We start from the raw sequence: 24555 nt of genomic DNA, 5'->3' as shown, positions 1-24555 counted from the left end.
CCATCGCATGTCGGGGGTCGTTGCGTAGACAACTAAATACCGCTCATCCAGAGGGGCAGAGGGATACGGCCCGTTGAAGCCCCGGCAACCCTCCAGCCGGTCTCGTCCTGATCATTGTCGATCAGTGCGGCGAGGCTCCCGGCTCGGGAAGGTGCCAAATCCGTCTCATGGCGAAGTGCGTCGTGAGGAAGATGAGGAAAGGGCCTCGCCTCCATGGCTGCGCAGACAGTTGCAAGCACCACGAACTCCACCCCCTCCGCGGACTCCGCGAACGCCGTCGATCTCGGTCCGGCCGCCGCGCTCTCCTGCCGCGAGTGCGGTCACCGCGTACCGCTCGGTCCGGTCTTCGCCTGCGAGGAGTGTTTCGGCCCGCTGGAGATCGCGTACGACTTCTCCGGTTACGACACCGAGGAACTCCGCAAGCGGATCGAAGCCGGTCCCGCGAACATCTGGCGGTACGCGCCGCTGCTGCCCGTCCCCGCGGACGTGGCGGACAAGCCGAACATCAACCCGGGCTGGACCAAGCTCGTCAAGGCCGACAACCTGGCCCGTGAGCTGGGCGTCGACGCCGGCAAGCTCTTCGTGAAGGACGACTCCGGCAACCCGACGCACTCCTTCAAGGACCGTGTCGTCGCCCAGGCGCTGGAGGCCGCGCGCGCCTTCGGCTTCACCACGCTCTCCTGCTCCTCCACCGGCAACCTCGCGGGCGCGGTGGGCGCCGCCGCCGCGCGGGCCGGCTTCCGTTCCTGCGTGTTCATCCCGCACGACCTGGAGCAGGGCAAGGTCGTCATGGCCGCGGTCTACGGCGGCGAGCTCGTCGGCATCGAGGGCAACTACGACGACGTGAACCGCTTCTGCTCCGAGCTGATCGGCGACCCGGCCGGCGAGGGCTGGGGCTTCGTCAACGTCAACCTGCGGCCGTACTACGCGGAGGGCTCCAAGACCCTGGCGTACGAGATCTGTGAGCAGCTCGGCTGGCGGCTGCCGGACCAGCTGGTCGTACCGATCGCCTCCGGTTCGCAGCTGACGAAGATCGACAAGGGGCTGAAGGAGCTGATCCAGCTCGGTCTGGTCGAGGACAAGCCGTACAAGATCTTCGGTGCCCAGGCCGAGGGCTGTTCGCCGGTGTCCGTCGCCTACAAGGCCGGGCACGACGTCGTACGGCCGCAGAAGCCGGACACGATCGCGAAGTCCCTCGCCATCGGCAACCCGGCCGACGGGCCGTACGTGCTCGACATCGCCCGCCGGACGGGCGGGGCCGTGGAGGACGTGAACGACGACCAGGTCGTCGACGCGATCAAGCTGCTGGCGCGGACCGAGGGGATCTTCGCGGAGACCGCCGGCGGGGTGACGGTGGGGGTGACGAAGAAGCTGATCGAGGCCGGTCTGCTGGACCCGAGTCTGACGACCGTCGTCCTCAACACGGGGGACGGTCTGAAGACGCTGGACGCCGTCGCCTCCGACACGGGGCTGACCGCGACCATCCGCCCGAACCTCGACTCCTTCCACGAGGCTGGGCTCGGGTCCTGATCGCTGTCGCAGTTCCCCGCGCCCCCGAAGAAGGGGCGCTGTACCACAGCCCTACCTGATGGAGGTCCCGTGAGCGTCAACGTCCGTATCCCCACCATTCTGCGTACCTACACCGGTGGGCAGGCCGAAGTGGCCGCCGAAGGGGCGACCCTCGCCGAGGTCATCGCCGATCTGGAGAAGAACCACACCGGTATCGCCGCCCGCGTCCTGGACGACCAGGGCAAGCTGCGGCGGTTCGTCAACGTGTACGTGAACGACGACGACGTCCGCTTCGAGCAGGGGCTTGAGACGGCTACGCCGGACGGCGTCGGGGTCTCGATCATCCCGGCGGTCGCCGGAGGCTGAGCGCCCCGCACGGTGCCCCGTTCGGCGGCGCCGTTCGTTACCCTTGGTAATGTCGAACACGCAGAGTTCATCGAATTGCCCCCTCCGCGCCTGAAGCGGAGGGGGCAATTCTGTATGGTTGAGCGCGGTACAGTTGGGGAAGCTGCTTCGCTTCGCAAGATCGGCGCTTATGAGTTCGCGCCCGGAGCCCGACAAGAAGTAGCCAAAGTAACTGGTCATTTTGAGCCGTTTATGGCATTTACCGGGCCCGACTTGCCCTGATCCTTCGTAAATCCTTCACATATTTCCGATCAGCCGTGCCCGGAATTCTCGTCGGATTGACCTGTTGCAGACGGCAGTTGGACGGATACATTCAGCCGCGGTCGACGCGTTCCGGCGCACACCCCCAACCGTTGGGGGGTGAGGTCTGACCCGGATCCGCGAAGTGCGGGTCTGTGCAAGGGCCAGTAATAGGGGAGTTAGGCATGGCTCAGGGCACCGTCAAATGGTTCAACGCGGAGAAGGGGTACGGCTTCATCGCGGTCGACGGTGGTGCGGATGTATTCGTCCACTACAGCGCGATTCAGATGGACGGCTACCGCACCCTGGAAGAGGGTCAGCGGGTCGATTTTGAGATCTCGCAAGGCCAGAAGGGGCCGCAGGCGGACATGGTCCGTCTGGCGACCGGCTGAAGCACGCGCCGACTTACTGCAGCGACGTTCTTCTTCCGAAGGGCTCGTACCTCCCGGGTGCGGGCCCTTCGGCATGTCCGGACGCCGGGCGCGAAAGGCCGGGGGCGCCTCAAGGTCATCGGGCGCCCCTGCCTCGCACCCCCTCCCACCTGCGGATCATTGAGAGGCGCTTGCACTCGCATGGGTCGAGTGCTAATCATTGGCGTTAGCACTCTGAAGGTGAGAGTGACAACGAGGACCGGGTCAGTGAGGCCCGCAGGCCAGGTGGGGCAAGGAACCACGAGGTCTGCAGGCCGTCCGTCGCGGGCGCGGGCGCGGTCCTGGAGATTCCACCCCAGTCCGGGAGGACCACTTCACATGGCCAAGATCATCGCGTTCGACGAGGAGGCACGGCGCGGTCTCGAGCGCGGGATGAACCAGCTCGCCGACGCCGTCAAGGTCACCCTTGGCCCCAAGGGTCGTAACGTCGTCCTAGAGAAGAAGTGGGGCGCCCCCACGATCACCAACGATGGTGTTTCCATCGCCAAGGAGATCGAGCTTGAGGACCCGTACGAGAAGATCGGCGCAGAGCTGGTCAAGGAAGTCGCCAAGAAGACGGACGACGTCGCCGGCGACGGAACGACCACGGCGACCGTGCTCGCCCAGGCGCTGGTCCGCGAGGGTCTGCGCAACGTAGCCGCCGGTGCCAACCCGATGGCCCTCAAGCGCGGTATCGAGAAGGCCGTCGAGGCCGTCTCCGGTGCCCTTCTTGAGCAGGCCAAGGATGTCGAGACCAAGGAGCAGATCGCTTCCACGGCCTCCATCTCCGCCGCCGACACCCAGATCGGCGAGCTCATCGCCGAGGCGATGGACAAGGTCGGCAAGGAAGGCGTCATCACCGTCGAGGAGTCGCAGACCTTCGGTCTTGAGCTTGAGCTCACCGAGGGCATGCGCTTCGACAAGGGCTACATCTCGGCGTACTTCGCCACCGACATGGAGCGTATGGAGGCCGTCCTCGACGACCCGTACATCCTGATCGCCAACTCGAAGATCGCCAACGTCAAGGACCTGCTCCCGCTCCTTGAGAAGGTCATGCAGGGCGGCAAGCCGCTGCTGATCATCGCCGAGGACGTCGAGGGCGAGGCGCTGTCGACGCTGGTCGTCAACAAGATCCGTGGCACCTTCAAGTCCGTCGCCGTCAAGGCTCCGGGCTTCGGTGACCGCCGCAAGGCCATGCTCGGCGACATCGCCATCCTCACGGGCGGCGAGGTCATCTCCGAGGAGGTCGGCCTGAAGCTGGAGAACGCGGGTCTGGACCTGCTGGGCCGCGCCCGCAAGGTCGTCATCACCAAGGACGAGACCACGATCGTGGACGGCTCCGGCTCGGCCGACCAGGTCCAGGGCCGGGTCAACCAGATCCGTGCCGAGATCGAGAACTCGGACTCGGACTACGACCGCGAGAAGCTCCAGGAGCGTCTGGCGAAGCTGGCCGGCGGCGTGGCCGTCATCAAGGCCGGTGCCGCCACCGAGGTCGAGCTCAAGGAGCGCAAGCACCGCATCGAGGACGCCGTTCGCAACGCGAAGGCGGCCGTCGAGGAGGGCATCGTCGCCGGTGGTGGCGTGGCTCTGCTCCAGGCTTCCTCGGTCTTCGAGAAGCTTGAGCTCTCGGGTGACGAGGCGACCGGCGCCAACGCCGTGAAGCTCGCCCTGGAGGCCCCGCTCAAGCAGATCGCCGTCAACGGCGGTCTTGAGGGTGGCGTCATCGTCGAGAAGGTCCGCAACCTGCCCGTCGGTCACGGCCTCAACGCCGCGTCCGGTGAGTACGTGGACATGATCGCCGAGGGCATCATCGACCCGGCGAAGGTCACGCGTTCCGCCCTGCAGAACGCCGCCTCCATCGCCGCGCTGTTCCTCACCACCGAGGCCGTCATCGCCGACAAGCCGGAGAAGGCCGCGGCCGGCGCCGGCGCCGGTGGCGGTATGCCGGGCGGTGACATGGACTTCTGATCCGGAGACGGATCGGCGGTCCACCGCCGCGGCACCGCTGCGGCACTGCTTCATCACAGCTGTACGAACCGAGGGCGGCACCCCATTCCAGGGGTGCCGCCCTCGGGCGTGTCCGGGGTCACAGGGGTGGGCGGCGGGGCGGCGGAATGCCTCGGTCGCCGGGATGGTTGTCCGGGGAGTTATCCATGCGCATGCACATACCCGATGGGATGTGCAATTCCCTCCCTTCTCCCCCCATGAGGAGCCCCCACGTGACCGTCGCCGCCTCCGCCTCTCCCTCCGCCTCCCGCGCCGCCGAGGTTCTCTCCCGGCCCGTCGCCCTCAACGGGCTGACCGTTCCGAACCGGATCGCGATGGCGCCGATGACCCGGCAGTTCTCGCCGGGCGGAGTTCCCGGGGAGGACGTGGCGTCGTACTACGCGCGCCGCGCCGCCGCCGGTGTCGGTCTGATCGTCACCGAAGGCACGTACGTGGGCCACGAGTCGGCCGGGAACAGCGACCGGGTCCCGCGGTTCCACGGCGAGGAGCAGCTCGCCGGGTGGGCGAAGGTCGCCGCGGACGTGCACGCGGCGGGCGGGACGATCGTGCCGCAGCTCTGGCACATCGGCATGGTGCGCTCCGCCGGGGAACCGCCGTTCGCGGACGCGCCCGCGGTCGGTCCGTCCGGCCTGCGCATGGACGGCACCGCCGGCCAGGGCAAGGAGATGACCCAGGCCGACCTCGACGACGTCATCCAGGCCTTCGCCGACGCCGCGGCCGACGCCGAGCGCATCGGCTTCGACGGGGTGGAGCTGCACGGCGCGCACGGCTATCTGCTCGACCAGTTCCTGTGGGCGGGCACCAACCGCCGCACGGACGGGTACGGCGGGGACCTCGTCGCCCGTACGAAGTTCGCCGCGGAGATCGTGGCCGCGGTGCGGGCGGTCGTCTCGCCGACCTTCCCCGTCCTCTTCCGCTACTCGCAGTGGAAGCAGGAGGTCTACAAGGCGCGCCTGGCACAGACCCCGGCGGAGCTCGACTCTTTGCTGGCGCCCCTGGCCGCGGCCGGAGTGGACGCCTTCCACGCGTCGACGCGGCGCTACTGGCTGCCGGAGTTCGACGGCTCCGACCTGAACCTGGCCGGCTGGACGAAGAAGCTCACCGGCAAGCCCGCCATCACCGTCGGGTCGGTCGGCTTGGACGGGGACTTCCTCAAGGGGTTCCGTGGCGAGGGCGCGCCGGTCAAGGGCATCGACGATCTGCTCGACCGGCTGGAGAACGAGGAGTTCGACATGATCGCGGTCGGCCGCGCGCTGCTCCAGGACCCGGAGTGGGCCGTGAAGGTGCTGGACGGGCGGTTCGGGGAACTGGCTGCCTTCGATGCGGGGGCGCTGCGCTCGCTCAGCTGATTTCGGGCGGGGCGCGGCTTTGGCTGCGGGCCGGTGGGGGTGGGGCCAACCGATTGCGCAGTTCCCCGCGCCCCTGTCCGTGCGGGTCCGGTGGGGGCGGGCCTACGGGATTGCGCAGTTCCCCGCGCCCCTAGGGGGTGGGGGTGCGGGTGGGGGGTTGGCTGCGGGGTGGTGGGGGTTGCTCGCGCAGTTCCCCGCGCCCCTAGGTAGCTAGGGGCGCGGGGAACTGCGCGAAAGGGGGCGAGGGGGCGGAGCCCCCATGTGTGGACGGGGATGGGTAGGGGCGGCGGGGGCGGAGCAGACGGGGTCAGGTTGTCGGGGGCAGGTGTTGGGTTGTCCACCGTTCGAAGGGGGTCAGGGCGATGCCGAGGTCGCGGGCGAACTGGGGGCGGCCGGGCTGACCGACGACGTTCAGGCGCTCGTGCGACGCCCCCATCGCCGGCATCCCAGCGGCCAGCGCCTCCACCTCCGTCATGTCCGGCGCCGCCAGACGCGTACCCAGCGCCCGGGAGAGGATCTCGGCGATCCGCGCCATCGACAGGTAGTCGCTGGCCAGTTCCAGCTCGACGCGGTCGAACCGTTCCGGCGCTGCGACGGCCGCGGCGGCAGCCGTGCCGATGTCGTCCACCGCGGCGAGGGACAGGTGGGTCGTGGGCTTGAGCACGCTGACGATCCCGCCCTCGACCCCGCGCGGGAACAGGAACCGCATCGACGGGAGGAAGTTCTCCATGAAGAAGCCCGGCTTGAGCAGCGTCCAGCGGGGGAAGCCCGCCTCGCGGAGCCGGTCCTGGATCTCCCGCTTGGCCTCCAGCGTGGCCGCCGTCGACGCCCACCGCCCCTCGGCCCAGCCGGGATCCTCCGTGTGCTGACCGGCACCGCTGACGGAGGTGTGCACGAACTGCGGCACTCCGGCCGCCCTGGCGCCCTCGATGAGGTTGACGCCCTGCCGCACCTCCCCGTCGAAGTCGAAGCCGTCCTCCGTGATGCCGGGCATCTGTACGGAGAAGACCGCGCGGACGCCCTGAGCGGCGCGCGTCACGGAGTCGCGGTCGTGGAGATCGCCGGTGACCAGTTCCGCGCCGAGCGCCTCGACGGCCTTGGCGCGGTCCGTGGCCGGGTCGCGTACCAGCGCCCGTACGGGAATCCCCGCCGTGAGCAGGGCGCGGGCGGTGGCGCCGCCCTGTCTGCCGGTGGCGCCCGTGACCAGGACGGGTGCGGAGTCTGAGCCTGTGGTTCCGGGCATGCGGGTGCTCCTTCGAGGCGCTGACGCATCAAAACGGCGGGGCCCGCCGTTTCCTCTTCGCCTAAGATATGGCGGGGCCCGCCGTTTGACAAAGCACGAGGTGAGATCCGATGCCCGACCATCAGCGCGCCGACGCCAGGCGCAACTACGCGCGCATCCTCGCGGTGGCCGAGGAGGAGGTCGCCGCGCACGGGGCGGACGCGTCCCTGGAGCAGATCGCGCGCACCGCGGGGGTCGGCTCCGCCACGGTCCGCCGGCACTTCCCGACGCGTCGCGCGCTCCTGGAGGCGGTGTCGCGGACGCGGATCGAGGCGCTCTGTGCCCGCGCCGAGGAACTGACGGATCAGGGCGACAGCAGGGATGCCCTCCTGGAGTGGATGGGTGACGTCGTCGCCTACTGCGTCTCCGCGCGCGGGCTGGCCGCCGCGCTGACGTACGACGGGTCCCCGGTCGATCCGGTGCACGAGAACTCCTGCTCGTGGTCGCTGGAGGAGGCGGGGGGGCCGCTGCTCCGCCGCGCCGTGCGGGACGGCGCGGTGGCGGCGGGCGTCACGGTCGCCGACCTGATCACGCTCGCGGTCGGCATCGTGCTCGCCACGGAACATCACCGGGACCCCGCGGCGGAGGCGGACCGGTTGTTCCGGTTGGCGGTGGTGGGGCTGAGCCCATTGGGGTAGGGCGACGGGCCGTGCGGATTTGCGCCAAAATTGCTGACAATTTTGTGGGCGATTCGCTCGGTATGGCGGCGGAGCAGGCAGGACGTGGGTGTCCGGGCCGTTGGCCGGTTCCCTGCGCCGTCACCGCAGGGGCAGGGGAAGTCCTCAGGAACGGCTGGTGCACTGAGTGCTTCGAGCCGTGCTTGAGGACAGGAGACGGACGTGAAGCGCAGAGCAGTGGTCATGGGGGCAACCGCGGCGACCGTGGGGACGGCGGTCGGGTTCGGTTCCGGCGCGCGGGCCGCCACGCCCGACCGGCGGCCCGAGTCCGCGGCCGGGACCGGGACCGGGGTGGAGGCGGGGGCTTCGGCGGATCTGGCCTTCGATCCGGACGCCTACGCCGAGTCGACCCTCACCATCCAGGACACCGGCGGCGTCGCCCACGAGGTCGTGTACCGCTTCTACAAGGTCGCCTCCTACGTGGCCGAGCCGGTCGACGCGACCTACCAGTCCCTGAACGTCAGCGTGCCGGTGCGGATCGACGGCACGGCCGTGGACGCCACGGGCGCCCCGATCCTCCTCGCCAACGGCATCGGCGGGTACATGCCGTCGTCCGTCGCGGACAACACCGGCATCGTCGCGTCCGGGATGGGCGGCGGAACCAGCCGCCAGGCGCTCGCGCTCGCCGCCGGGTACGTCGTCGTGGAGCCCGGCGCCCGCGGTCGTACGCTCGTCGACGCCTCCGGGGTCTACTACGGCACGGCGCCGGCCGTCATCGTCGACCTGAAGGCCGCCGTGCGGTACCTGACGTTCAACAAGGGCCGCGTCCCCGGCGACGTACGGCGGATCGTCTCGTCCGGGGTCAGCGCGGGCGGGGCACTGTCCGCGCTGCTCGGCGCGTCCGGTGACAGCCCGCTCTACGAGCCGTATCTGAAGGCGATCGGCGCGGCCGACACGAGCGACGCGATCTTCGCCGCCGGGGCCTGGTGCCCGATCATCGACCTCGAACACGCCGACATGGCGGAGTGGTGCTGGGGGGACAACCCGCTGGGCGGTGGCGCGCAGGTCGATCCGACCGTCTCCGGGGAGCTGAGGGCCGCGTACGCCGAGCACCTGGCCTCGCTCGGGCTGCGGGCGAAGGGCTTCGGCGCCCTCACCGCGCGCAACCTGGACGCGTTCCTGCTGAGGACGCATCTGGAGCCGTCGGCCACGCGGTACCTGGCCGCACTGCCGGACGCGGACCGGGCCGCCTATCTCGCCGCGAACCCCTTCATCACCTGGACCCCGGGCGGTACTCCCGGTGGCGGCTCGGGCGGGCGGGCCGCCTTCTCATGGGACGGCTTCCTCACGCATGTGGGCGCCCGGAAGAAGAACGCCCCGTCCTTCGACGGCTTCACCCTGGCCACCCCCGAGAACAACCTGTTCGGCACGGGGACCACGAAGGCCCGGCACTTCACGCTCTACAGCCTGCGGCACGAGAGCGGCGACAGCGCGCGCCTGGACGCCGACATCCCCGCGAAGCTCGACCTGATGAACCCGATGCACCACCTCGTCGAGAACCTCAACCACAACCGGGCGAAGCACTGGTGGATACGCCTCGGCACCAAGGACACCGACACCTCGCTGTCGATCGCGGGCAACCTCTCGGCCCGTCTCACGAGCCTGGGTGACGACGTCGACACCGCGTACTACTGGGACGCGGGGCACGGGGCCGACCAGGATCCGGGCGCCTTCGTCGAGTGGATCGGGGAGGTCTCGGGCCACCGGCACCAGGGCCGGCCCCAGGGCTAGAGGTTTCCCATCGGTTCGATGTCCACCTTCACCGGGGTGCCCCAGATGCGCAGCACCTCGTAGTCCGTGAACTCGTGGACCAGTCGGTACGCCATGCCGGGGCGGGGGCTGCGGCGCTGTGCGGCGAGATACAGCTCGGCCTCCTGCTTGTCGCGGCGGGGCGTGCCGCAGAGCTGCCAGGCCTGGCCGGTCCACATCTCCGGCAGCCAGCGCTGCTGGGGCTGGGGCCGGTCGCCCCGGACGCCGTAACGGGACGTGGTCCGTTCCGACGTCCCGTCCGGGGTCGTCGGGCGGCCCTGCGGGAAGGAGTCCTGGAACGAGTCGTTCACCTTCGAGCGGCGGGCCAGGCGGCGGCGGGTCTCGCAGAGCAGGCACAGGTCGGGGGCGTCCTCGTCCACCGGGCCCGTGGGGTGTTCCGCGCAGCGGGTGGTGGGGGCCGCGGTGGTGACGGTCTCGTCCAGGAGGTCCAGGGCGCGCTTCAGATCCGCCTTCACCTCGTGGAGCTTGGCGTCGGGCATCTCCGGGGAGAGGGCGTCTCCGTGCTCGCCCAGCACGCGGAGGGCTCTGCCCAGGGCGGTCAGTTGCGCGTGGTTCACGGCTCTTGGGGTCCCTTCCGATTGGCTTCACGGCTGTACCAGCGTCGCATGTGGCACTGACAGTGAGGGTGCGTGAGGGTGCGTGAGGGTGCGCGGGGTGGGTTCGTCGGGTGCGGGTCCGGTGGGGGCTTGTCGCGCCGTTCCCCGCGCCCCTAAGAGCCGAAGACAAAAGATTGCGCCGTTCCCCGCGCCCCTAAAAGCACCCCGCGCCCCTGTAGGTAGGTGGGGTCAGGGGCGGTGGGTCGTTGCCAGGGCCTCGCGCAGGTGGCCGTTCGTTGCTTTGAGGAGGTCGGCGGCCGTGGGGGCGTCCACGGTGCCCAGGATCGTGAGGATCGCGTTCTTCACCTCGCCGTCCGTCGCGGCCAGCGCCGCCTCGATCTCCTCGTCCGAGGCACCCGTGGCGAGCGCGACGATACGCCGTGAACGCGCCCGCAGCTTCTCGTTCGAGGCGCGTACGTCGACCATCAGGTTCCCGTACGTCTTGCCCAGGCGGATCATCGTGATCGTCGACAGCATGTTGAGGACGAGCTTCTGCGCCGTGCCCGCCTTCAGCCGGGTGGAGCCCGTGAGCAGCTCGGGGCCCACCACGACCTCGATGCCGTGGTCGGCCGCTGCCGCCAGCGCGCTGTCCGCGTTGCAGGACAGGCCGACCGTGAGGACGCCGAGCGCGCGGGCGTGCTCGACCGCCCCGATCGCGTACGGGGTGCGGCCCGAGGCGGAGACGCCGACGACCGTGTCGTCCGCCGTGAGGCCCAGCGCGGACAGGTCCTCGACGGCCAGTTCCGCGGAGTCCTCCGCCCCCTCGGCCGACGTCGTCATCGCGGCCGGACCGCCCGCGATCAGCCCGACGACCTCGGCCGGGTCCGTGTTGAACGTCGGCGGGCACTCCGACGCGTCCAGCACGCCGAGCCGTCCGGCGGTGCCGGCGCCGGCGTAGACGAGCCGGCCGCCGCGCCCCATGCGCTCCGCGATGGCGTCGATCGCCGCCGCGATGTTCGGCAGTTGCGCGGAGACGGCGGTCGGCACGGTGGCGTCCTCGCCGTTCATGATCTTCGCGATGTCCAGCGTCGGCAGTCGGTCGATGTCGGAGTGCTCGGGACGGAACGCCTCCGTGGTCAGGCCCTCCAACTCGGCCCGCACACTGCGGTATGCGGAGGACGAGGGGGCGTCGGTGGCATCGGCGCTTGAGGTCATGTACGGCGACTCTTTCTGGTGCGGGTGCGGGTGCGGGTGCGGGTGTGTTGAGGGGCGCGGATGCTTCTGGGGGCGCGGGGAACGGCGCAAGCCTTTCGCCCCTAAGGGGCGCGGGGAACTGCGCGACCAGCCCCCACCGGACCCGCAGACGACCCCCCGGCCATCCCTACCGCGGCGTACTCCGGTGCCGGTGGGCCAACGCCTCGTACGACGCGGACAGCGCCGGCGCCGCCGTCTCGTACGTGCGCTGGGCGACCCCGATGAACAGGCAGTCCACCACCAGCAGTTGACTCGTCCGGGACGACATCGCCGCCGGCCGCAGCTCGCTCTCCCGGGCCGTGGACGTGGTCAGGATGTGGTCCGCGTACTGGGTCACGGGCCCGTCCGGCCGCCCCGTGATCGCGATCGTCGTCGCCCCGTGCTCGAACGCGACCCGCAACGGCTCGATGACGTCGCCGGTCGCCCCGGAGTGCGTGATCGCGATCGCCACGTCCTTGGCGCGCAACTGCACGGCGTTGGTCACGGCGAGATGCGGGTCGTTGTGGGCGTGGGCTATCAGCCCGATGCGCAGCAGCTTCTGGGTGAGGTCCTGGGCGACGAGCCCGGACGCGCCGACGCCGTACACGTCGATACGGCGGGCCGCCGCGAGCGCCCCGACCGCCGCGCCCAGTTGCACCGTGTCCAGTGCGGCGGCGGTGTCGGCGAGCGTCTGCTGCTCGTCGTACGCGAGCTTGGCGACGACGTCCGCGATCGGGTCGTCGACCGCGATGTCGGCGGTCACGGCGGGGGCGCGGCCCGACTGCTGCTGGGCGGCGAGGCCGGCGAGGGCGAGGCGCAGGTCGCGGTAGCCGGGGTAGCCGAGGAGGCGGGCCGTGCGGACGACTGTCGCTTCGCTGGTGCCGGTCAGTTCTGCGAGGCCGGTGACCGTGAGGGCGGCGCAGCCTGCGGGGTCCTGGGCGACGGCTTCCGCCACTCGCTGCATGGAGCGGGTCATCGAGGGGGCCAGGGTGCGGACCTTTGCGGCGAGGGCTGCGGGGGGTGGCGGGGGTTCGCCCGCGAAAATTTCCTTCACTTCTTGGGTCACGTATGAAAGATATTTTCGGGTGGGGGGAGGGTCAAGGGGTGGTTCGTCGGGTGCGGGCCGGTGGGGGCTGGTCGCGCAGTTCCCCGCGCCCCTGAAGGGCGAAAAGACTGCGCCGTTCCCCGCGCCCCTAAAAGCAGAAGACCGGGCCGTTCCCCGGGGGCCCGAAACCCGCTGGCGCACAATGTATGTATGGAATCATCCGTCGCTCCTCTCGAACGGGCTCTTCATGCGGCTCGGGCTCTCGTTATCGCTGATCTTGTGGCGGGGGAGGTCGCGGAGGCCGATGTCGTGTCGATGGTCGAGGAGTCCGTCGTACAGCGGCGGTGGTGGGTGGAGCAGTGGCCCGAGGGTGTGGAGTACGTGGCCGGGCTGGTCGCCCAGGACGTCCAGGACGCGTTGCTGGAGACGTACGGGCGCTGGCCACTCTGTCCCGTCTGCGGTGACGGTGATCCGCACGCCCTGGAGGTGGAGCCGGAACTGGGACCCGACCCGCACTGGGTGTGTCACAAGGCCGGGGTGAGCGTCGCCCCGGTGGGCGCGCTCGGACCGGCCCTGGGAAGCGGAGAGAGTTCTTCGTGACCGTGTACATCGACCCGCCCGACTGGCCGGGGCACGGCCGCATGTGGTCCCACCTGGTGAGCGATGTGTCGTTCGACGAGCTTCATGAGTTCGCGCGGCGCCTGGGCGCTCCCGCCCGCGCCTTCGAGCGCGATCACTACGACATCCCCTCGCACCGGTACGAGGACGCCGTACGGGAGGGCGCGGTGCAGGTCCGCAGCCGCGAGGTCGTACGCATCCTGCACGCGTCCGGGCTGCGCAGGCCCAAGGGGCGGCCGGGCTCAGCCGCGTAGCTCGTACGCGTACTGCTCCCCGTCGTCGTCCACCGAGCCCACCCGGGTGAAGCCCACGCGTGAGATCACGCGCTGGGAGGGGGAGTTGGTGCGGTCCACCGTCGCGAGCAGGTAGGAGACGTCGTCACGGGCCAGCGCCCAGGCGGACATGGCGCGCAGGGCCTCGGTGGCGTATCCGTTGCCGCGGGCCGACTCGGCCAGGTCGTAGCCGACCTCGGCGCGGCCCTCGTCGTCCGGGGCGCCGTGGAAGCCCATGCCGCCGACCGCGCGGCCGTCCTCCCGCCGTACGAGGACGAACATGCCCCACTCGGGCCGGTGCACCCCGGCCTCGTACGCCTTGACGACCATGCCCGCGGCGTCCCGCGTGCCCTGGAAGGGGCCGCCCTCGATCCACTCGAAGCCGCCGGTGCCGCCCGCGGTGAGGTCGGCGGCCGCCGCGGGGGTGACGCCCTGGAGGGTGAGGCGTTCGGCCGGTATGACGAGGTTGTTGCTCCACCGCCAGGTGGTGAGGGGCGCCCGGCCGGGCAGTTCGCCGCGGCCCGTGGCCCACAGGAGGGTCCGCCAGTGGTCGGGGCCGGGTTCGGGGCGTACGTGCGGGAAGATCCGCGTCAGCACGTCGGCGCAGAGCGCGGCCGGCGGCTCGTACGCGATGCCCAGGCCCTCCGCGATGTCGTGCGTGTGCAGGAGCACCTCGGCGACACCCATCGCGGCGAAACCCTCACGGTTCGCGCTGCGGAAGGGGAACGGGTGGAAGGCCCGCGCCTCCCTCGGCGTGGTGCGCACGGCCGCCGCGAGGAGGGCGCCGGTCGTCTCGACGACCTGGAGGAGGTCCTCGGGGCTCTCGCACTCGTCGAAGGCGATACGGAAGGGTACGTAGCGGTCGGTGGGGCGGCCCGCGAGCTGGCCCGCGTACGAGACGAGGTCCGAGGCGATGTGCTCCGCCGTTCTGCGGCAGCTCCATTCGAGACGGCCCGCTCGTACGTCCCAGTCCCGGTCGGCCGCGCCCCGCAGGGCCGCGACCGCACCCGAGACGGCCTCTTCCACCTGGTCCCCACCCATGGCTCGCATGCCGGTGAGGATAGGTGATCAGTTCGCGGAGCGGTCGGTATTTTTGTCCGCCCCGATCACGGTCATGGCCTCGACCGCCGGCTCGACCGCCGGCTCGGCCGCCGTGCCGGTCTCGATCCTGGGTGCGGCCCGGGTGACCACTCGCGACGACGTCCCGCGCCGGTACAGGCGCAGCGAGATCGCGGTCAGTACGCCCGCCGTGATGGTCAGGGCCGCTCCCGCCCAGGCGGGGGAGGCGAAGCCGAGGCCCGCGTCGATGGCGGCGCCGCCGATCCAGGGGCCGCCGGTGTTGCCGAGGTTGAAGGCGGCCGTGGTGGTCGCGGCGGCCAGGGTGGGGGCGGCGGTCGCGACGTTGAACAGCCGGGCGTTGAGCGCCGGGGCGGTGTAGAAGGCGGAGACGCCGAGGAGGAAGGCGAGGACGGCCGCCGCGACGGCGTACTGCGCGAGCAGGGCGAGCGTCACGAGCAGGACCGTCGAGGCCGCGATGCCCGACAGCAGCACGCCGAAGAGGTGCGCGTCCGCGATCCGGCCGCCGATCGTCGTCCCGATGAGCGCGCCGATCCCGAACAGCGCGAGCACCGCAGGCACCCAGCCCTCGTCGAGCCCGGCCACGTCCGTGAGCAGCGGCGCGAGATAGCTGAACGCGCAGAACACCCCGCCCGCCGAGAACGCGATCAGCGAGATCGTGAGCCAGACCTGCCGGTCGCGGTAGATCCGCAGCTCGTTCCTGAGCCGGGGCTTCTCGTCGGGGAGCGGGATACGGGGGATGAGGGTGGCCACTCCGACGAGCGCGACCGCGCTGGCCGCGCCGACCGCCCAGAACGCCGAGCGCCAGCCGAGGCTCTCGCCGAGGAAGGCGCCCGCCGGGACGCCGAGGACGTTCGCGATCGACAGGCCGCCGATCATCACGGCGAGCGCGCGGGCACGGGCGTTCACCGGGACCATGGCGACGGCGACGGCCGCGCCGACCGCCCAGAAGCCGGCGCAGGCCAGCGCGCTCACGACTCGGGACGTGAAGAGCACGGCGTAGTTCGGGGCGAGGGCGCCCGCGATCTGGCCGAGGCCGAAGACGCTGATGAGCGCGATGAGGGTGGTGCGGCGGGGCAGCCGGAGCGTGGCCACGGCCAGCAGGGGCGCGCCGACGACCATGCCGACCGCGAAGGCGGATATCAGCAGGCCCGCGCGCGGAATGGACACGTGCATGTCGTCCGCGACGGCGGGCAGCAGCCCGGAGAGCATGAACTCGCTGGTGCCCAGCGCGAAGACGGAGAGCCCGAGGATGTAGACGGCCAGGGGCATGGACGTGGGTACGGACGTGGGTACGGACGTGGGTACGGACGTAGGCTCGGGCTGTGGCGTGCGGGCGGGCGTGGGTGAGCTGGAGCTCGTGGGGACGGGCATATCAAGTGCCAACCTCGACGGTGGACAGCCCATTCCACCGGGTGGGGTTCAGGCCGTCAACAGCGTCAGCTCGCTCGTCAGGTTGTGACGGGCCGGGCCCTCCCATTCCCTTGTCCCGTAAGGGGTGTGGAAGAGGCGCGGCAGATCGAGGAGCTGGCGGAGGATCGCCGCGCGACCCTCGCGGAAGGCGTCCGGGGGCACGAAGGCGTACTCCTCGCGGACCGCTGCCGTGTAGGCGGCGTACGCGTCCGGCGGCGAGGCGAGGATCGCCAGGTCGGCGTCGCACAGGACCTGCCCGTTCGGGTCGTCGCCGGCCGGGGCGTGCGTGACCGTCAGCCGGACGAGGCGGGCGACCTCGGCCGTCGCGGCGGCGGAGAGGCCGGCCTCGGGGAGCGCGCGCTCGGCGAGCCGGGCCGAGCGTTCCTCGTTCTCGGAGCGGTCGGGGAGGTAGACCGCGTCGTGGAACCACGCGGCCAGCCGGACCAGATCCGGGTCGTCCGCGGCCTTCTCCAGCACGTCGACGTGGTCCAGCACCGCCGTGAGGTGATCGAGGGTGTGGTAGCGCCGCTGGGGTTCCGACCAGCGGGCGAGGAGGTTGTCGGCGTAGGCCTCCGGCGAGGGGGTGGGGGTGGAGTCGAGGGCGGAGTCGGGGGTCTCCGTTCCGCGGCTCCGGTGGAGTGTGCGGGACCAGCGGGTGCGCAGGGCGTCGGGATCGGCCATGGGTTCCATTGTCCGCCTGCCGTCGCCCGCGTTCGGTCGGGGTGCGCGAGGATGCGCGCGCACTCGCCGGGGGCGTCCGTACGCCTCGTCCGCCTCGTCCGCCGACGACGGTCGCGTAGGCTGACTATTGGACTAGACCTGTAGCCCGTCAATCCCGTCGATCTGTAGCCGCCCGAGGGAAGAGGTCCTATGAGCAAGCGTGCAGTCCTGGAGGTGATCGCCCTTGACGTCGAGGACGCGGTCGCCGCCGAGGCCGGAGGCGCGGACCGGCTGGAACTCGTCACCGACATGGCCGCCGACGGGCTCACCCCGCCGGTCGAGACCTTCGCCGGGATCCGGGCCGCCGTCGGCATCTCGCTGCGCGTCATGCTGCGCCTGGCGGACGGTTTCGCGGCCGGGGACGTACGAGCGCTCGTACGGGTGGCGCGGGAGTTGCGGGCGGCCGGGGCGGACGAGTTCGTGCTCGGGTTCCTGGACGAGAACGGGGAGCCCGATCTGGCCGCGCTGGAGTCGGTGCTCGCCGAACTGGACGGCTGCGGGTGGACGTTCCACCGGGCGATCGACCGGGCGGCCGACCGGGACGCCCTGCGCAAGCGGCTCTGCGAACTTCCCGGCCTGGACACGTATCTCACGGCGGGGGCCGTGGGGGGCGTGGACGAGGGCATGCCGACGTTGCTCGCGGAGGCGGGGCGGCGGGGGGAGGCGGGGTACGAGCCCCAGCTTCTCGTGGGCGGGGGGTTGCGTCTCGGCCATGTCGCCCGGCTGCGGGCGGGGGGTGTGGACGCGTTCCACATCGGGGGTGCGGCGCGGGTGGGGGGTTGGGCCGGGGTGGTGTCCGCGGCGGCGGTTCGCGAGTGGCGCTCCGCGCTGGATGCGGGGTGAGTGGGCGGGTGTTTCGTCTGCGGGGCGGTGGGGGTGGGCGTCAGGGATTGCGCAGTTCCCCGCGCCCCTAAGGGTCGTTCCCCGCGCCCCTGAAAGCCCCGTACCCCTACAGGTCTGTGACCGGGTCTCCTACCGTTCCGCCCGTGGCTTCGCGGACCGCGCGGGCCAGGCGTTCGGGGGCGTCGGCGAACTGGGCGGGGTCGGCGCCGTCCAGGAGGGCCGCGCCGATCTCCTCGTTGAGGACCCGGATGGCGGCGGAGGCGGCCGCGGCGTGCAGGCGCACCTGGAGGTCGGTGGCCGGGCGGCCCAGCCGCTTCGCGATGATCCCGGCCATCTCGCGCTCCACCTGGTCGCAGGCCATCAGCCAGGCGGTGCGCAGGGCGGGCTCCGTGTCGCCGAGCCGGATCATCCGGATCGCGAGGCCGTTGTCGGCCAGTTCGACGGGGCTGGCCTCACGCCGGAACCGGAGCGCCTCCGTGCTGAAGCGCTCTTCGAGCGAGAGGTGGGCGGGCCAGTCGCGCAGTGTGCTCATCTCCCATTCCACGCCCTGCGTGACGATGGGTTCGGCGCAGCTCTCCTTGCTGCGGAAGTGGCGCCAGATGGTGCGCGTGGACAGCCCCACCGCCTCGGCGATCTGGTCACCGCTGGTGGCGTCCACTCCCTGTTCCCAGAACAGCCGGGACGCCTCCCGGGAGATCTCCAGACGCAGCCGGTGGCGTCGCTGCTCGCTCATGCCGCTTCTGCCGCGCTTGGCGGTCTCCATGCGGGTCACCTCCGCTCGTGTCCTTGTGTCTCCGCCCGTGACGGCTGTCGTGCCGCCGACGGGTCAGTGACATATTGACACCAAGTGTCGCCGAGCGGTCAGCCCCGCTCGGCGGGCGCCAGGCCGATGGCCGTCAGCCGCTTGTTCGAGCTCCGGCCGGCCCAGGCGACCACCAGGAGGGCGAGGGCGAGCAGCGGGAAGCCCATGGCGATCTTCGCGGCGCCCAGCGAACCGACCTGGTCGGTCACGTAGAAGTACTCCTGGACGGCGAAGCGGGCACCGAAGACGGCGGCCAGTACCAGCGTGGCGACGTCGTAGTAGAACCGCGAGCGCTTGTCCTCGCGCCAGGCGTTCCCCTTGCCGGTGGCCGCGTTCCAGAGCACGCCGGCCAGCGGCCACCGCACCAGGACGGAGGCGAGGAACAGGATGGCGCCCGCCAGGCTCGCCCAGATGCCGATGAGGAAGTAGTCCTTGGCGGAGCCGGTGAACCAGACGACGCCGGCGGCGATCACGACGCCGAAGACACCGCCGACCGCGGGCTGCACCGATTCCCCGCGCACCAGGCGCAGCACGCCGATGGCCACCGCGACGCCGAGGGCGGCGGCGATCGACACCGTGATGCCGCTGAAGTTGTGGGCGACGACGAACGCCAGCGCGGGCAGTGCCGAGTAGACGACTCCCTTGGTGCCTCCGGCCTGGTCGAGGACCGAGGGGCGCTGCGGGGGCGCGGTCCGCTCGGACTGTGTGGCGGACTGCTGCGCCGGCGTGCCGGACGTGTCGGACTCTGTCGCCAGGAAGCTCTTGGTCCTCATGGTGGTCAGTTCTCCCGAGTCGTCTGGGGTGAGGTGCACTGTCGATTGTCGCTTAATGACGGGTTGGCAGTAAGTGACATTCTTACACCTCTGCACGTGTGTGACGTGGGTCACGTTGCGGATCGGGGGCTGTGGTTTGATCGGGCGCGCTTGAAGCAGTTGTCACTAAGTGACACGGTCATTGAGTGACAGCGGTCCGCGTCATCGAGGAGCCGGAGACGAGATGGGGACGAAGATGGAGACGACATGATCCAGGGCCTGCCGCAACACCTCTATCTGCTCTGCTACACCGTGGACAAGGGCAAGTTCCAGCTCGACAACCTGCAGGGCCGCGGCCAGTTGCTGCGCGCCGGCGCCCTGACCGAGCTGGCCCGCGACGGACTCCTCGACGCCACCGGCGGGAAGGTGATCCGTAAGTCGGGGAGGACGCCGGACGACTCCTTCCTCGCCTCGGTCTGGAGCGACCTGCCGGACAACAGGCCGAAGAGCTGGCTCCAGTTCGTGCACAACAAGGCCCACACCGCCGAGAAACCGGTACGCGACCAGCTGGCCGCGGCGGGGGAGGTCACCGTCACCCGCAACAAGGTGCTGGGACTCGTCCCGTCCGACCGCGTCACCGTCACCCAGCCGGAGAATGTGCGCGCCCTCCAGGAACGGGTTCGCGGCACCGTCCTCGACCGGACCGACCCGGCGTCGATCCCGTTGGAGGACCTGGCCCTTGCCGTGCTGACGGTCGAGCTGGAGGTCACCTGCGTATGGAGCCGCGCGGACCTGCGCACGCACAAACAGGCGCTCAAGGCGCTCGCCGCCCGCTACGACGAAACGATCCCCGGCCTGCGCAAGGCGCTCCGCGACTCATACCTGGCAAGCCGGGCGGTAGGCGGCGGCTGGAGCGCGTGACCGCCCACGCGCGTGCGGTCGAAAAGACTGCGCAGTTCCCCGCGCCCCTGGGGGGTTGGGGCGCGGGGAACTGCGCGAGCAACCCCCACGGGCCCGCACCCGACCACCGGCCCGCCCCTCAGGGGCGCGGGGAACTGCGTGGCCAGCCCCCACCGGCCCGCACCCGGAACGCGGCCCGTCAATCCCCCAGCTGCGCCGGCAAGGCATCCGCATGGGTCACGATCAACCCCGACACCGCCCGCGTCAGCGTGACGTACAGGCGGCGCAGACCCGTCCGTTCGTCCGGCTCGCCGGCCACCACCGCCTGCGGCTCGTCCAGTACCACGTAGTCGTACTCCAGCCCCTTCGCGAGCGACGCAGGCACCAGCGTCAGCCGGGCGGAGGCGGTCGTCTCCTCGCCGGGAGCGAGGTGCGAAAGCCCCGCCTTCGCCAGCGCAGCGGACAGCACCGGCACCCGCCCGTCCGCGGCGATCAGCCCCACCGACCCCTCCCGCGCGAGCAACTCCTCGCACGCGCCGACCACTTCGGCGACCGCGTCGGCGTCCGCCCCGGTCCGCCGGACCTCGAAGAAGCCCGGGTTCTCCCGGACCGACGCCACCGGCGCCAGCCCCGGCGCGATGTGCGGAAGCAGCCGGGACGCGTACGTGATCACGTCCGTCGGGACGCGGAAACCGGCCGTCAGCTCCTCCACCACCGCCTCCGACTTGCCGAGATGCGCCAGCGCCTCCTCCCAGCTGCGCGTCGCCCACGGCGTCGTACCCTGCGCCAGATCCCCGAGCACGGTCGCCGAACCGGTCGTGCAGCGCCGCCCCACCGCCCGGTACTGCATCGGCGACAGGTCCTGCGCCTCGTCGAGCACCACATGCCCGAGGGAGTGCGTGCGCTGTACGAGGTCGTTGGCCTCGTCGATCAACACCGCGTCCGCGGCGGCCCACTTGACGGACTTCACCGACCGCACGGGCTTCGCCCAGCGGATCGTCTCCTGCTCCTCCCCGCTGAGCACACCCTCCGCGTGCAGCGCCAGGAAGTCCGCGTCCGAGAGCAGGCGGAAGACCAGCTTCGCCGGGTCCACCGGCGGCCAGATCGCCTTCACGGCCGCCTTCACCGCGGGGTTGCGGGCGACGGCGTCCTGCACCCGGTCGTCCGGTGCCTCGCCCGCCCGTTCCATCTGCACCAGCACGGCGTGCGCGATGCGCTGCGGCAGGGCCTCGCGGGCGGCGCCGTACCGGATGTCCCGGTCCAGCAACTCCTGCACGATGGCGGTCAGTTCGTACTCCGGTACGCGCCAGCGCCGGGAGCCGCGGACCACCACGACCTGCTCGGTGGGCAGGGTCACGTGCGCGCGAACGGCCCGGCGCAGCACCTCGGCCATCCGCGCGTCGCCCTTCACGACGGCGGTCGCCGCCTCGTCCGTGCCCCGCACCTCGACATGCGCGACCAGGTCGGCGACCGTGGCCTGCTTGACCTCCAGCTCGCCCAGCGCGGGCAGCACCTGCTCGATGTAGTGCAGGAAGGACGCGTTGGGCCCGATGACGAGGGTGCCGGTGCGGGCCAGCCGGTCGCGGTGGGCGTACAGGAGGTACGCGACCCGGTGCAGGCCGACGGCCGTCTTGCCGGTGCCCGGACCGCCCTGCACACAGACCGAACCGCCCAGACCGGACCGTACGATCTCGTCCTGTTCGGGCTGGATGGTCGCCACGATGTCGCGCATGGGGCCCACGCGCGGGCGCTCGATCTCCTGCTGGAGCAGCTTGCTGGTGGCGGCGGTCTCGGCGGGGTCGGAGAGGTGCTCGTCCTCGTACGCGGTGAGGTCGCCGCCGGTGTAGCCGAAGCGGCGGCGCAGCGCGATGTCCATCGGGGTCTTCTTGGAGGCCCGGTAGAACGGCTGGGACACCGGGGCGCGCCAGTCGATCACCATCGGGTCGCCGCCGGCGTCGTGCACGTGCCGGCGTCCGATGTAGAAACGTTCACCCTCGGCGCCCTCCGCCTGCTCGGCGCCCGGGGCGTGCAGGTAGTCGAGGCGGCCGAAGAACAGCGGGGTGTGGGACAGGTCGGCGAGGGCCTTGATGCGTTCGTCGATCTGGCGGGTCAGGACCTCCGCGTTGACCCAGTTCGCGGTCACGTCCCGGATGTCGAGGGACTGGACGTCCTCGCGCATCGACCGCAGTGCGGCGCGGGAGTCCGCGAGGTGGGCGCGTTCACGGGAGAGGGGATCGTCGGACGGCATGGCGGAGTCGGACGGGGTGGACACGGGTGTTGCCTCCGGGCCTGCGGGAACGGCGGGGCCGGGCGGGCCCCGCTGACTGTGGCGGTGAACCGACCGGTTTCCGTCCGGACGGCGGCGCTCCACGACGGGAGGCGGGCAAGAGCGGAGATCTTAGGCGAGCGGGCACGTCCGGGGCCAACCGTTTTCACACCCCGGCCTCCGCGACCCCTAGGGGACACCGCCCCCCACCTACGGGGTGGAGGTCGCTCCGAAGTCGTACGTGGGGACGCCCCAGGTTCGGTCCGCAGACCGATGGAAGTGGGGCGCGGACGTTCCACCATGGATGCATGAGTACCGCGACCTTCACCCAGGCCCCCGCCCGCCCCCGCCCGCCGAACGGCGCGACCGCCCTGCGGGGCAGTCACCGCCACCGTGTCGGCGACGCCCTGCGCGCCGTCAAGGTCTTCGCCGGCGCCGCCCTCGGAGTGGTCCTCCTCGGCGAGTACGGCGAGGAGGCCGGCGTACGCCGCCGCTAGCGCCCCCGGAGCGCCCCCCCCGGAGCGCCCCCCGAGCGCCCCCGAGGGCCCCGGCCCCCCGAGCACCGACCGGCTGAGCGCTAGTTGTCGGCCAGCAGCTCGTCCGCGTCCACGATCCGGTACGCGTAGCCCTGCTCGGCCAGGAAGCGCTGGCGATGGGCCGCGAAGTCCTGGTCGATGGTGTCGCGGGCCACGACCGAGTAGAAGTGCGCCTGGTGGCCGTCCGCCTTCGGACGCAGCACCCGGCCGAGGCGCTGGGCCTCCTCCTGGCGGGAGCCGAAGGTGCCCGACACCTGGATGGCGACCGTCGCCTCCGGCAGGTCGATGGAGAAGTTGGCGACCTTCGAGACGACCAGCACGCTGATCTCGCCCTCACGGAACGCGTCGAAGAGCTTCTCGCGCTGCGCGTTCGACGTCTCGCCCTTGATGACCGGCGCGTCCAGATGCTCGCCCAGTTCGTCGAGCTGGTCGATGTACTGGCCGATGACCAGGGTCTGCATTCCCGCGAACCGCCTGACCAGCGCCTCCGTGACCTTGCGCTTGGTCGCCGTCGTCGCGCAGAAGCGGTACTTCTCCTCCGCCTCGGCGGTCGCGTACGCCAGCCGCTCGGAGTCCGTGAGGTTCACCCGGACCTCGACACAGTCGGCCGGCGCGATGTACCCCTGCGCCTCGATCTCCTTCCAGGGCGCGTCGAAACGCTTCGGCCCGATGAGGGAGAACACGTCCGACTCGCGGCCGTCCTCACGCACCAGCGTGGCCGTCAGACCGAGCCGGCGGCGCGCCTGGAGGTCGGCGGTGAACTTGAAGACCGGCGCGGGCAGCAGATGCACCTCGTCGTAGATGATCAGCCCCCAGTCGCGGGAGTCGAACAGCTCCAGGTGCTGGTAGACACCCTTCCGCTTGGTCGTCAGCACCTGGTACGTCGCGATGGTGACCGGGCGGATCTCCTTGCGCGTACCGCTGTACTCGCCGATCTCGTCCTCGGTCAGACTCGTGCGCTTGACCAGCTCGTGCTTCCACTGCCGGGCCGAGACCGTGTTCGTGACGAGGATGAGCGTGGTGGCCTTCGCCTCGGCCATCGCACCCGCGCCGACCAGCGTCTTTCCGGCGCCGCAGGGGAGCACGACCACACCCGACCCGCCGTGCCAGAAGTTCTCCACGGCCTGCTTCTGGTACGGCCGCAGGGACCAGCCGTCCTCGGCGAGCCCGATGGGGTGCGCCTCCCCGTCCACGTACCCGGCGAGGTCCTCGGCGGGCCAGCCCAGCTTCAGGAGCGTCTGCTTGATCTGGCCGCGCTCGGAGGGGTGCACGGCCACGGTGTCCGGGTCGAGCCGGGCGCCCACGAGCGGGGTGATCCGCTTCGAGCGCAGGATCTCCTCAAGGACGGGCCGGTCGGTGGTGGTCAGGACGAGCCCGTGGGCCGGGTGCTTGCTCAGGGTGAGCCGGCCGTAGCGGCCCATCGTCTCCGCGATGTCGACCAGCAGCGCGTGCGGCACCGGATAGCGGCTGTACTGCACGAGCGCGTCCACGACCTGCTCGGCGTCGTGTCCGGCCGCGCGCGCGTTCCACAGCCCGAGCGGGGTCACCCGGTAGGTGTGGATGTGCTCCGGCGCGCGCTCCAGCTCGGCGAAGGGAGCGATGACCCGGCGGCACTCGTCCGCCAGCTCGTGGTCGACCTCCAGGAGCAGGGTCTTGTCGGACTGGACGATGAGTGGACCATTCACGCGCGTCCCCTTCTGCACAGCCGTGCGATGTGCACGGCCAAACGTCCAGTGTGCCTGATGGCCGGGGCCCGCCGCCGCGAACGCCTGCTGCCCCCTGTCCTGTCCTACTGAATGTCTATTCATTCCAATGAGTGGTGTGAATTCAGATTTACGGTCGCTGCCCCGAAGAATGGCGATTCCGCAGGTCACTGCCGCAGGTCACCACCCG

At 70.9% G+C, this 24555-nt stretch carries 23 protein-coding genes and 1 riboswitch; of the genes, 12 read left to right on the top strand and 11 right to left on the bottom strand.

The features are described from left to right. Nucleotides 1-40: 40 nt before the first annotated feature. A riboswitch (SAM riboswitch) is annotated at nt 41-198 on the top strand. A 15-nt stretch (nt 199-213) separates the two neighbouring features. The 5 genes from thrC (at nt 214) to J8N05_RS04205 (ending at nt 5920) form a co-directional block, all read left to right on the top strand. Continuing rightward, a complete protein-coding gene (gene thrC / locus J8N05_RS04225) occupies nt 214-1530 on the top strand; it encodes a threonine synthase (protein WP_210881131.1) in 1317 nt (438 codons plus the stop codon). Between the two features lie 69 nt (nt 1531-1599). Then, a complete protein-coding gene (locus tag J8N05_RS04220) occupies nt 1600-1875 on the top strand; it encodes a MoaD/ThiS family protein (protein WP_210881130.1) in 276 nt (91 codons plus the stop codon). A 464-nt stretch (nt 1876-2339) separates the two neighbouring features. Beyond that, nucleotides 2340-2546: a cold-shock protein gene (locus tag J8N05_RS04215; protein WP_007493268.1), complete on the top strand. Its 207-nt coding sequence runs from the start codon at nt 2340-2342 to the stop codon at nt 2544-2546. A gap of 357 nt (nt 2547-2903) precedes the next feature. Continuing rightward, complete coding sequence (gene groL / locus J8N05_RS04210) at nt 2904-4532, top strand: chaperonin GroEL (protein ID WP_210881129.1); 1629 nt, start codon at nt 2904-2906, stop codon at nt 4530-4532. A gap of 236 nt (nt 4533-4768) precedes the next feature. After that, nucleotides 4769-5920, top strand: a complete 1152-nt coding sequence (locus tag J8N05_RS04205) for an NADH:flavin oxidoreductase (protein WP_210881128.1) — start codon at nt 4769-4771, stop codon at nt 5918-5920. 307 nt (nt 5921-6227) lie between these two features. Here J8N05_RS04205 and J8N05_RS04200 read toward each other — a convergent pair whose 3' ends face one another. Continuing rightward, the gene (locus J8N05_RS04200) at nt 6228-7163 is read right to left on the bottom strand and encodes an NmrA family NAD(P)-binding protein (RefSeq protein ID WP_210881127.1); all 936 of its coding nucleotides are present in this window, start codon (nt 7161-7163) and stop codon (nt 6228-6230) included. 110 nt (nt 7164-7273) lie between these two features. Between J8N05_RS04200 and J8N05_RS04195 the strand changes: the two genes are divergently transcribed. Next, complete coding sequence (locus tag J8N05_RS04195; RefSeq protein WP_210881126.1) at nt 7274-7840, top strand: TetR/AcrR family transcriptional regulator; 567 nt, start codon at nt 7274-7276, stop codon at nt 7838-7840. A gap of 201 nt (nt 7841-8041) precedes the next feature. After that, nucleotides 8042-9610 carry a subtype B tannase gene (locus J8N05_RS04190; protein WP_247706138.1) on the top strand — a complete coding sequence of 523 codons (1569 nt, stop codon included), beginning with the start codon at nt 8042-8044 and terminating at the stop codon, nt 9608-9610. Here the strand turns inward: J8N05_RS04190 and J8N05_RS04185 are convergent. The 3 genes from J8N05_RS04185 to J8N05_RS04175 all read right to left on the bottom strand — a co-directional run bounded on the left by J8N05_RS04185 (nt 9607) and on the right by J8N05_RS04175 (nt 12484). Continuing rightward, nucleotides 9607-10206: a hypothetical protein gene (locus tag J8N05_RS04185; RefSeq protein WP_210881125.1), complete on the bottom strand. Its 600-nt coding sequence runs from the start codon at nt 10204-10206 to the stop codon at nt 9607-9609. The genes J8N05_RS04190 and J8N05_RS04185 overlap by 4 nt on opposite strands. A 228-nt stretch (nt 10207-10434) precedes the next feature. Continuing rightward, nucleotides 10435-11400 carry an N-acetylmuramic acid 6-phosphate etherase gene (gene murQ / locus J8N05_RS04180; RefSeq protein WP_210881124.1) on the bottom strand — a complete coding sequence of 322 codons (966 nt, stop codon included), beginning with the start codon at nt 11398-11400 and terminating at the stop codon, nt 10435-10437. A 166-nt stretch (nt 11401-11566) separates the two neighbouring features. Next, a complete protein-coding gene (locus tag J8N05_RS04175; RefSeq protein ID WP_210881123.1) occupies nt 11567-12484 on the bottom strand; it encodes a MurR/RpiR family transcriptional regulator in 918 nt (305 codons plus the stop codon). 189 nt (nt 12485-12673) lie between these two features. On the opposite strand from J8N05_RS04175, the gene J8N05_RS04170 reads away from it, so the two are divergent. Together J8N05_RS04170 and J8N05_RS04165 are read left to right on the top strand one after the other, a co-directional pair. Further along, nucleotides 12674-13063 carry a hypothetical protein gene (locus J8N05_RS04170; protein WP_210881122.1) on the top strand — a complete coding sequence of 130 codons (390 nt, stop codon included), beginning with the start codon at nt 12674-12676 and terminating at the stop codon, nt 13061-13063. Continuing rightward, nucleotides 13060-13335: a DUF4031 domain-containing protein gene (locus tag J8N05_RS04165; protein ID WP_210881121.1), complete on the top strand. Its 276-nt coding sequence runs from the start codon at nt 13060-13062 to the stop codon at nt 13333-13335. The genes J8N05_RS04170 and J8N05_RS04165 overlap by 4 nt, the downstream gene beginning before the upstream one ends. On the opposite strand, the gene J8N05_RS04160 is transcribed toward J8N05_RS04165, so the two are convergent. The 3 genes from J8N05_RS04160 to J8N05_RS04150 form a co-directional block, all read right to left on the bottom strand. Beyond that, nucleotides 13324-14403, bottom strand: coding sequence for a GNAT family N-acetyltransferase (locus J8N05_RS04160; RefSeq protein ID WP_247706137.1), 1080 nt, complete (start codon nt 14401-14403; stop codon nt 13324-13326). The two genes, J8N05_RS04165 and J8N05_RS04160, sit on opposite strands and share 12 nt — an antisense overlap. 18 nt (nt 14404-14421) lie before the next feature. Beyond that, nucleotides 14422-15702, bottom strand: a complete 1281-nt coding sequence (locus tag J8N05_RS04155; protein ID WP_210881120.1) for a Cmx/CmrA family chloramphenicol efflux MFS transporter — start codon at nt 15700-15702, stop codon at nt 14422-14424. 150 nt (nt 15703-15852) lie between these two features. Beyond that, nucleotides 15853-16524, bottom strand: a complete 672-nt coding sequence (locus tag J8N05_RS04150) for an HD domain-containing protein (RefSeq protein WP_210881119.1) — start codon at nt 16522-16524, stop codon at nt 15853-15855. Between the two features lie 189 nt (nt 16525-16713). On the opposite strand from J8N05_RS04150, the gene J8N05_RS04145 reads away from it, so the two are divergent. Beyond that, the gene (locus J8N05_RS04145; protein WP_210881118.1) at nt 16714-17406 is read left to right on the top strand and encodes a copper homeostasis protein CutC; all 693 of its coding nucleotides are present in this window, start codon (nt 16714-16716) and stop codon (nt 17404-17406) included. A gap of 106 nt (nt 17407-17512) precedes the next feature. Here the strand turns inward: J8N05_RS04145 and J8N05_RS04140 are convergent, their stop codons facing one another. Both J8N05_RS04140 and J8N05_RS04135 read right to left on the bottom strand, forming a co-directional pair. Beyond that, nucleotides 17513-18169, bottom strand: coding sequence for a TetR/AcrR family transcriptional regulator (locus J8N05_RS04140; protein ID WP_247706136.1), 657 nt, complete (start codon nt 18167-18169; stop codon nt 17513-17515). 98 nt (nt 18170-18267) lie between these two features. Then, the gene (locus J8N05_RS04135) at nt 18268-18981 is read right to left on the bottom strand and encodes a DUF3159 domain-containing protein (protein ID WP_210881117.1); all 714 of its coding nucleotides are present in this window, start codon (nt 18979-18981) and stop codon (nt 18268-18270) included. Between the two features lie 246 nt (nt 18982-19227). On the opposite strand from J8N05_RS04135, the gene J8N05_RS04130 reads away from it, so the two are divergent. Next, complete coding sequence (locus tag J8N05_RS04130) at nt 19228-19881, top strand: GOLPH3/VPS74 family protein (RefSeq protein ID WP_210881116.1); 654 nt, start codon at nt 19228-19230, stop codon at nt 19879-19881. A 178-nt stretch (nt 19882-20059) separates the two neighbouring features. Here J8N05_RS04130 and J8N05_RS04125 read toward each other — a convergent pair whose 3' ends face one another. Continuing rightward, nucleotides 20060-22108 carry a HelD family protein gene (locus tag J8N05_RS04125; RefSeq protein ID WP_210890008.1) on the bottom strand — a complete coding sequence of 683 codons (2049 nt, stop codon included), beginning with the start codon at nt 22106-22108 and terminating at the stop codon, nt 20060-20062. A 326-nt stretch (nt 22109-22434) separates the two neighbouring features. On the opposite strand from J8N05_RS04125, the gene J8N05_RS04120 reads away from it, so the two are divergent. Continuing rightward, a complete protein-coding gene (locus tag J8N05_RS04120; RefSeq protein ID WP_210881115.1) occupies nt 22435-22623 on the top strand; it encodes a hypothetical protein in 189 nt (62 codons plus the stop codon). 80 nt (nt 22624-22703) lie between these two features. Here J8N05_RS04120 and J8N05_RS04115 read toward each other — a convergent pair whose 3' ends face one another. Next, nucleotides 22704-24347, bottom strand: a complete 1644-nt coding sequence (locus J8N05_RS04115; RefSeq protein WP_210881114.1) for a DNA repair helicase XPB — start codon at nt 24345-24347, stop codon at nt 22704-22706. Between the last annotated feature and the right edge of the window lie 208 nt (nt 24348-24555).

The organism is Streptomyces liliiviolaceus, from assembly GCF_018070025.1.
Taxonomy (GTDB): domain Bacteria; phylum Actinomycetota; class Actinomycetes; order Streptomycetales; family Streptomycetaceae; genus Streptomyces; species Streptomyces liliiviolaceus.
This window is presented reverse-complemented; position numbering and strand designations above follow the sequence as displayed.

What these genes read in the sequence shown, in the direction of transcription:
- thrC (WP_210881131.1), top strand. Translation starts at nt 214, where the DNA reads ATGGCTGCGCAGACAGTTGCAAGCACCACGAACTCCACCCCCTCCGCG.
- J8N05_RS04215 (WP_007493268.1), top strand. Translation starts at nt 2,340, where the DNA reads ATGGCTCAGGGCACCGTCAAATGGTTCAACGCGGAGAAGGGGTACGGC.
- groL (WP_210881129.1), top strand. Translation starts at nt 2,904, where the DNA reads ATGGCCAAGATCATCGCGTTCGACGAGGAGGCACGGCGCGGTCTCGAG.
- J8N05_RS04205 (WP_210881128.1), top strand. Translation starts at nt 4,769, where the DNA reads ATGAGGAGCCCCCACGTGACCGTCGCCGCCTCCGCCTCTCCCTCCGCC.
- J8N05_RS04200 (WP_210881127.1), bottom strand. Translation starts at nt 7,163, where the DNA reads ATGCCCGGAACCACAGGCTCAGACTCCGCACCCGTCCTGGTCACGGGC.
- J8N05_RS04195 (WP_210881126.1), top strand. Translation starts at nt 7,274, where the DNA reads ATGCCCGACCATCAGCGCGCCGACGCCAGGCGCAACTACGCGCGCATC.
- murQ (WP_210881124.1), bottom strand. Translation starts at nt 11,400, where the DNA reads ATGACCTCAAGCGCCGATGCCACCGACGCCCCCTCGTCCTCCGCATAC.
- J8N05_RS04170 (WP_210881122.1), top strand. Translation starts at nt 12,674, where the DNA reads ATGGAATCATCCGTCGCTCCTCTCGAACGGGCTCTTCATGCGGCTCGG.
- J8N05_RS04160 (WP_247706137.1), bottom strand. Translation starts at nt 14,403, where the DNA reads ATGCGAGCCATGGGTGGGGACCAGGTGGAAGAGGCCGTCTCGGGTGCG.
- J8N05_RS04155 (WP_210881120.1), bottom strand. Translation starts at nt 15,702, where the DNA reads ATGCCCCTGGCCGTCTACATCCTCGGGCTCTCCGTCTTCGCGCTGGGC.
- J8N05_RS04150 (WP_210881119.1), bottom strand. Translation starts at nt 16,524, where the DNA reads ATGGCCGATCCCGACGCCCTGCGCACCCGCTGGTCCCGCACACTCCAC.
- J8N05_RS04145 (WP_210881118.1), top strand. Translation starts at nt 16,714, where the DNA reads ATGAGCAAGCGTGCAGTCCTGGAGGTGATCGCCCTTGACGTCGAGGAC.
- J8N05_RS04140 (WP_247706136.1), bottom strand. Translation starts at nt 18,169, where the DNA reads ATGGAGACCGCCAAGCGCGGCAGAAGCGGCATGAGCGAGCAGCGACGC.
- J8N05_RS04135 (WP_210881117.1), bottom strand. Translation starts at nt 18,981, where the DNA reads ATGAGGACCAAGAGCTTCCTGGCGACAGAGTCCGACACGTCCGGCACG.
- J8N05_RS04130 (WP_210881116.1), top strand. Translation starts at nt 19,228, where the DNA reads ATGATCCAGGGCCTGCCGCAACACCTCTATCTGCTCTGCTACACCGTG.
- J8N05_RS04125 (WP_210890008.1), bottom strand. Translation starts at nt 22,108, where the DNA reads ATGCCGTCCGACGATCCCCTCTCCCGTGAACGCGCCCACCTCGCGGAC.
- J8N05_RS04120 (WP_210881115.1), top strand. Translation starts at nt 22,435, where the DNA reads ATGAGTACCGCGACCTTCACCCAGGCCCCCGCCCGCCCCCGCCCGCCG.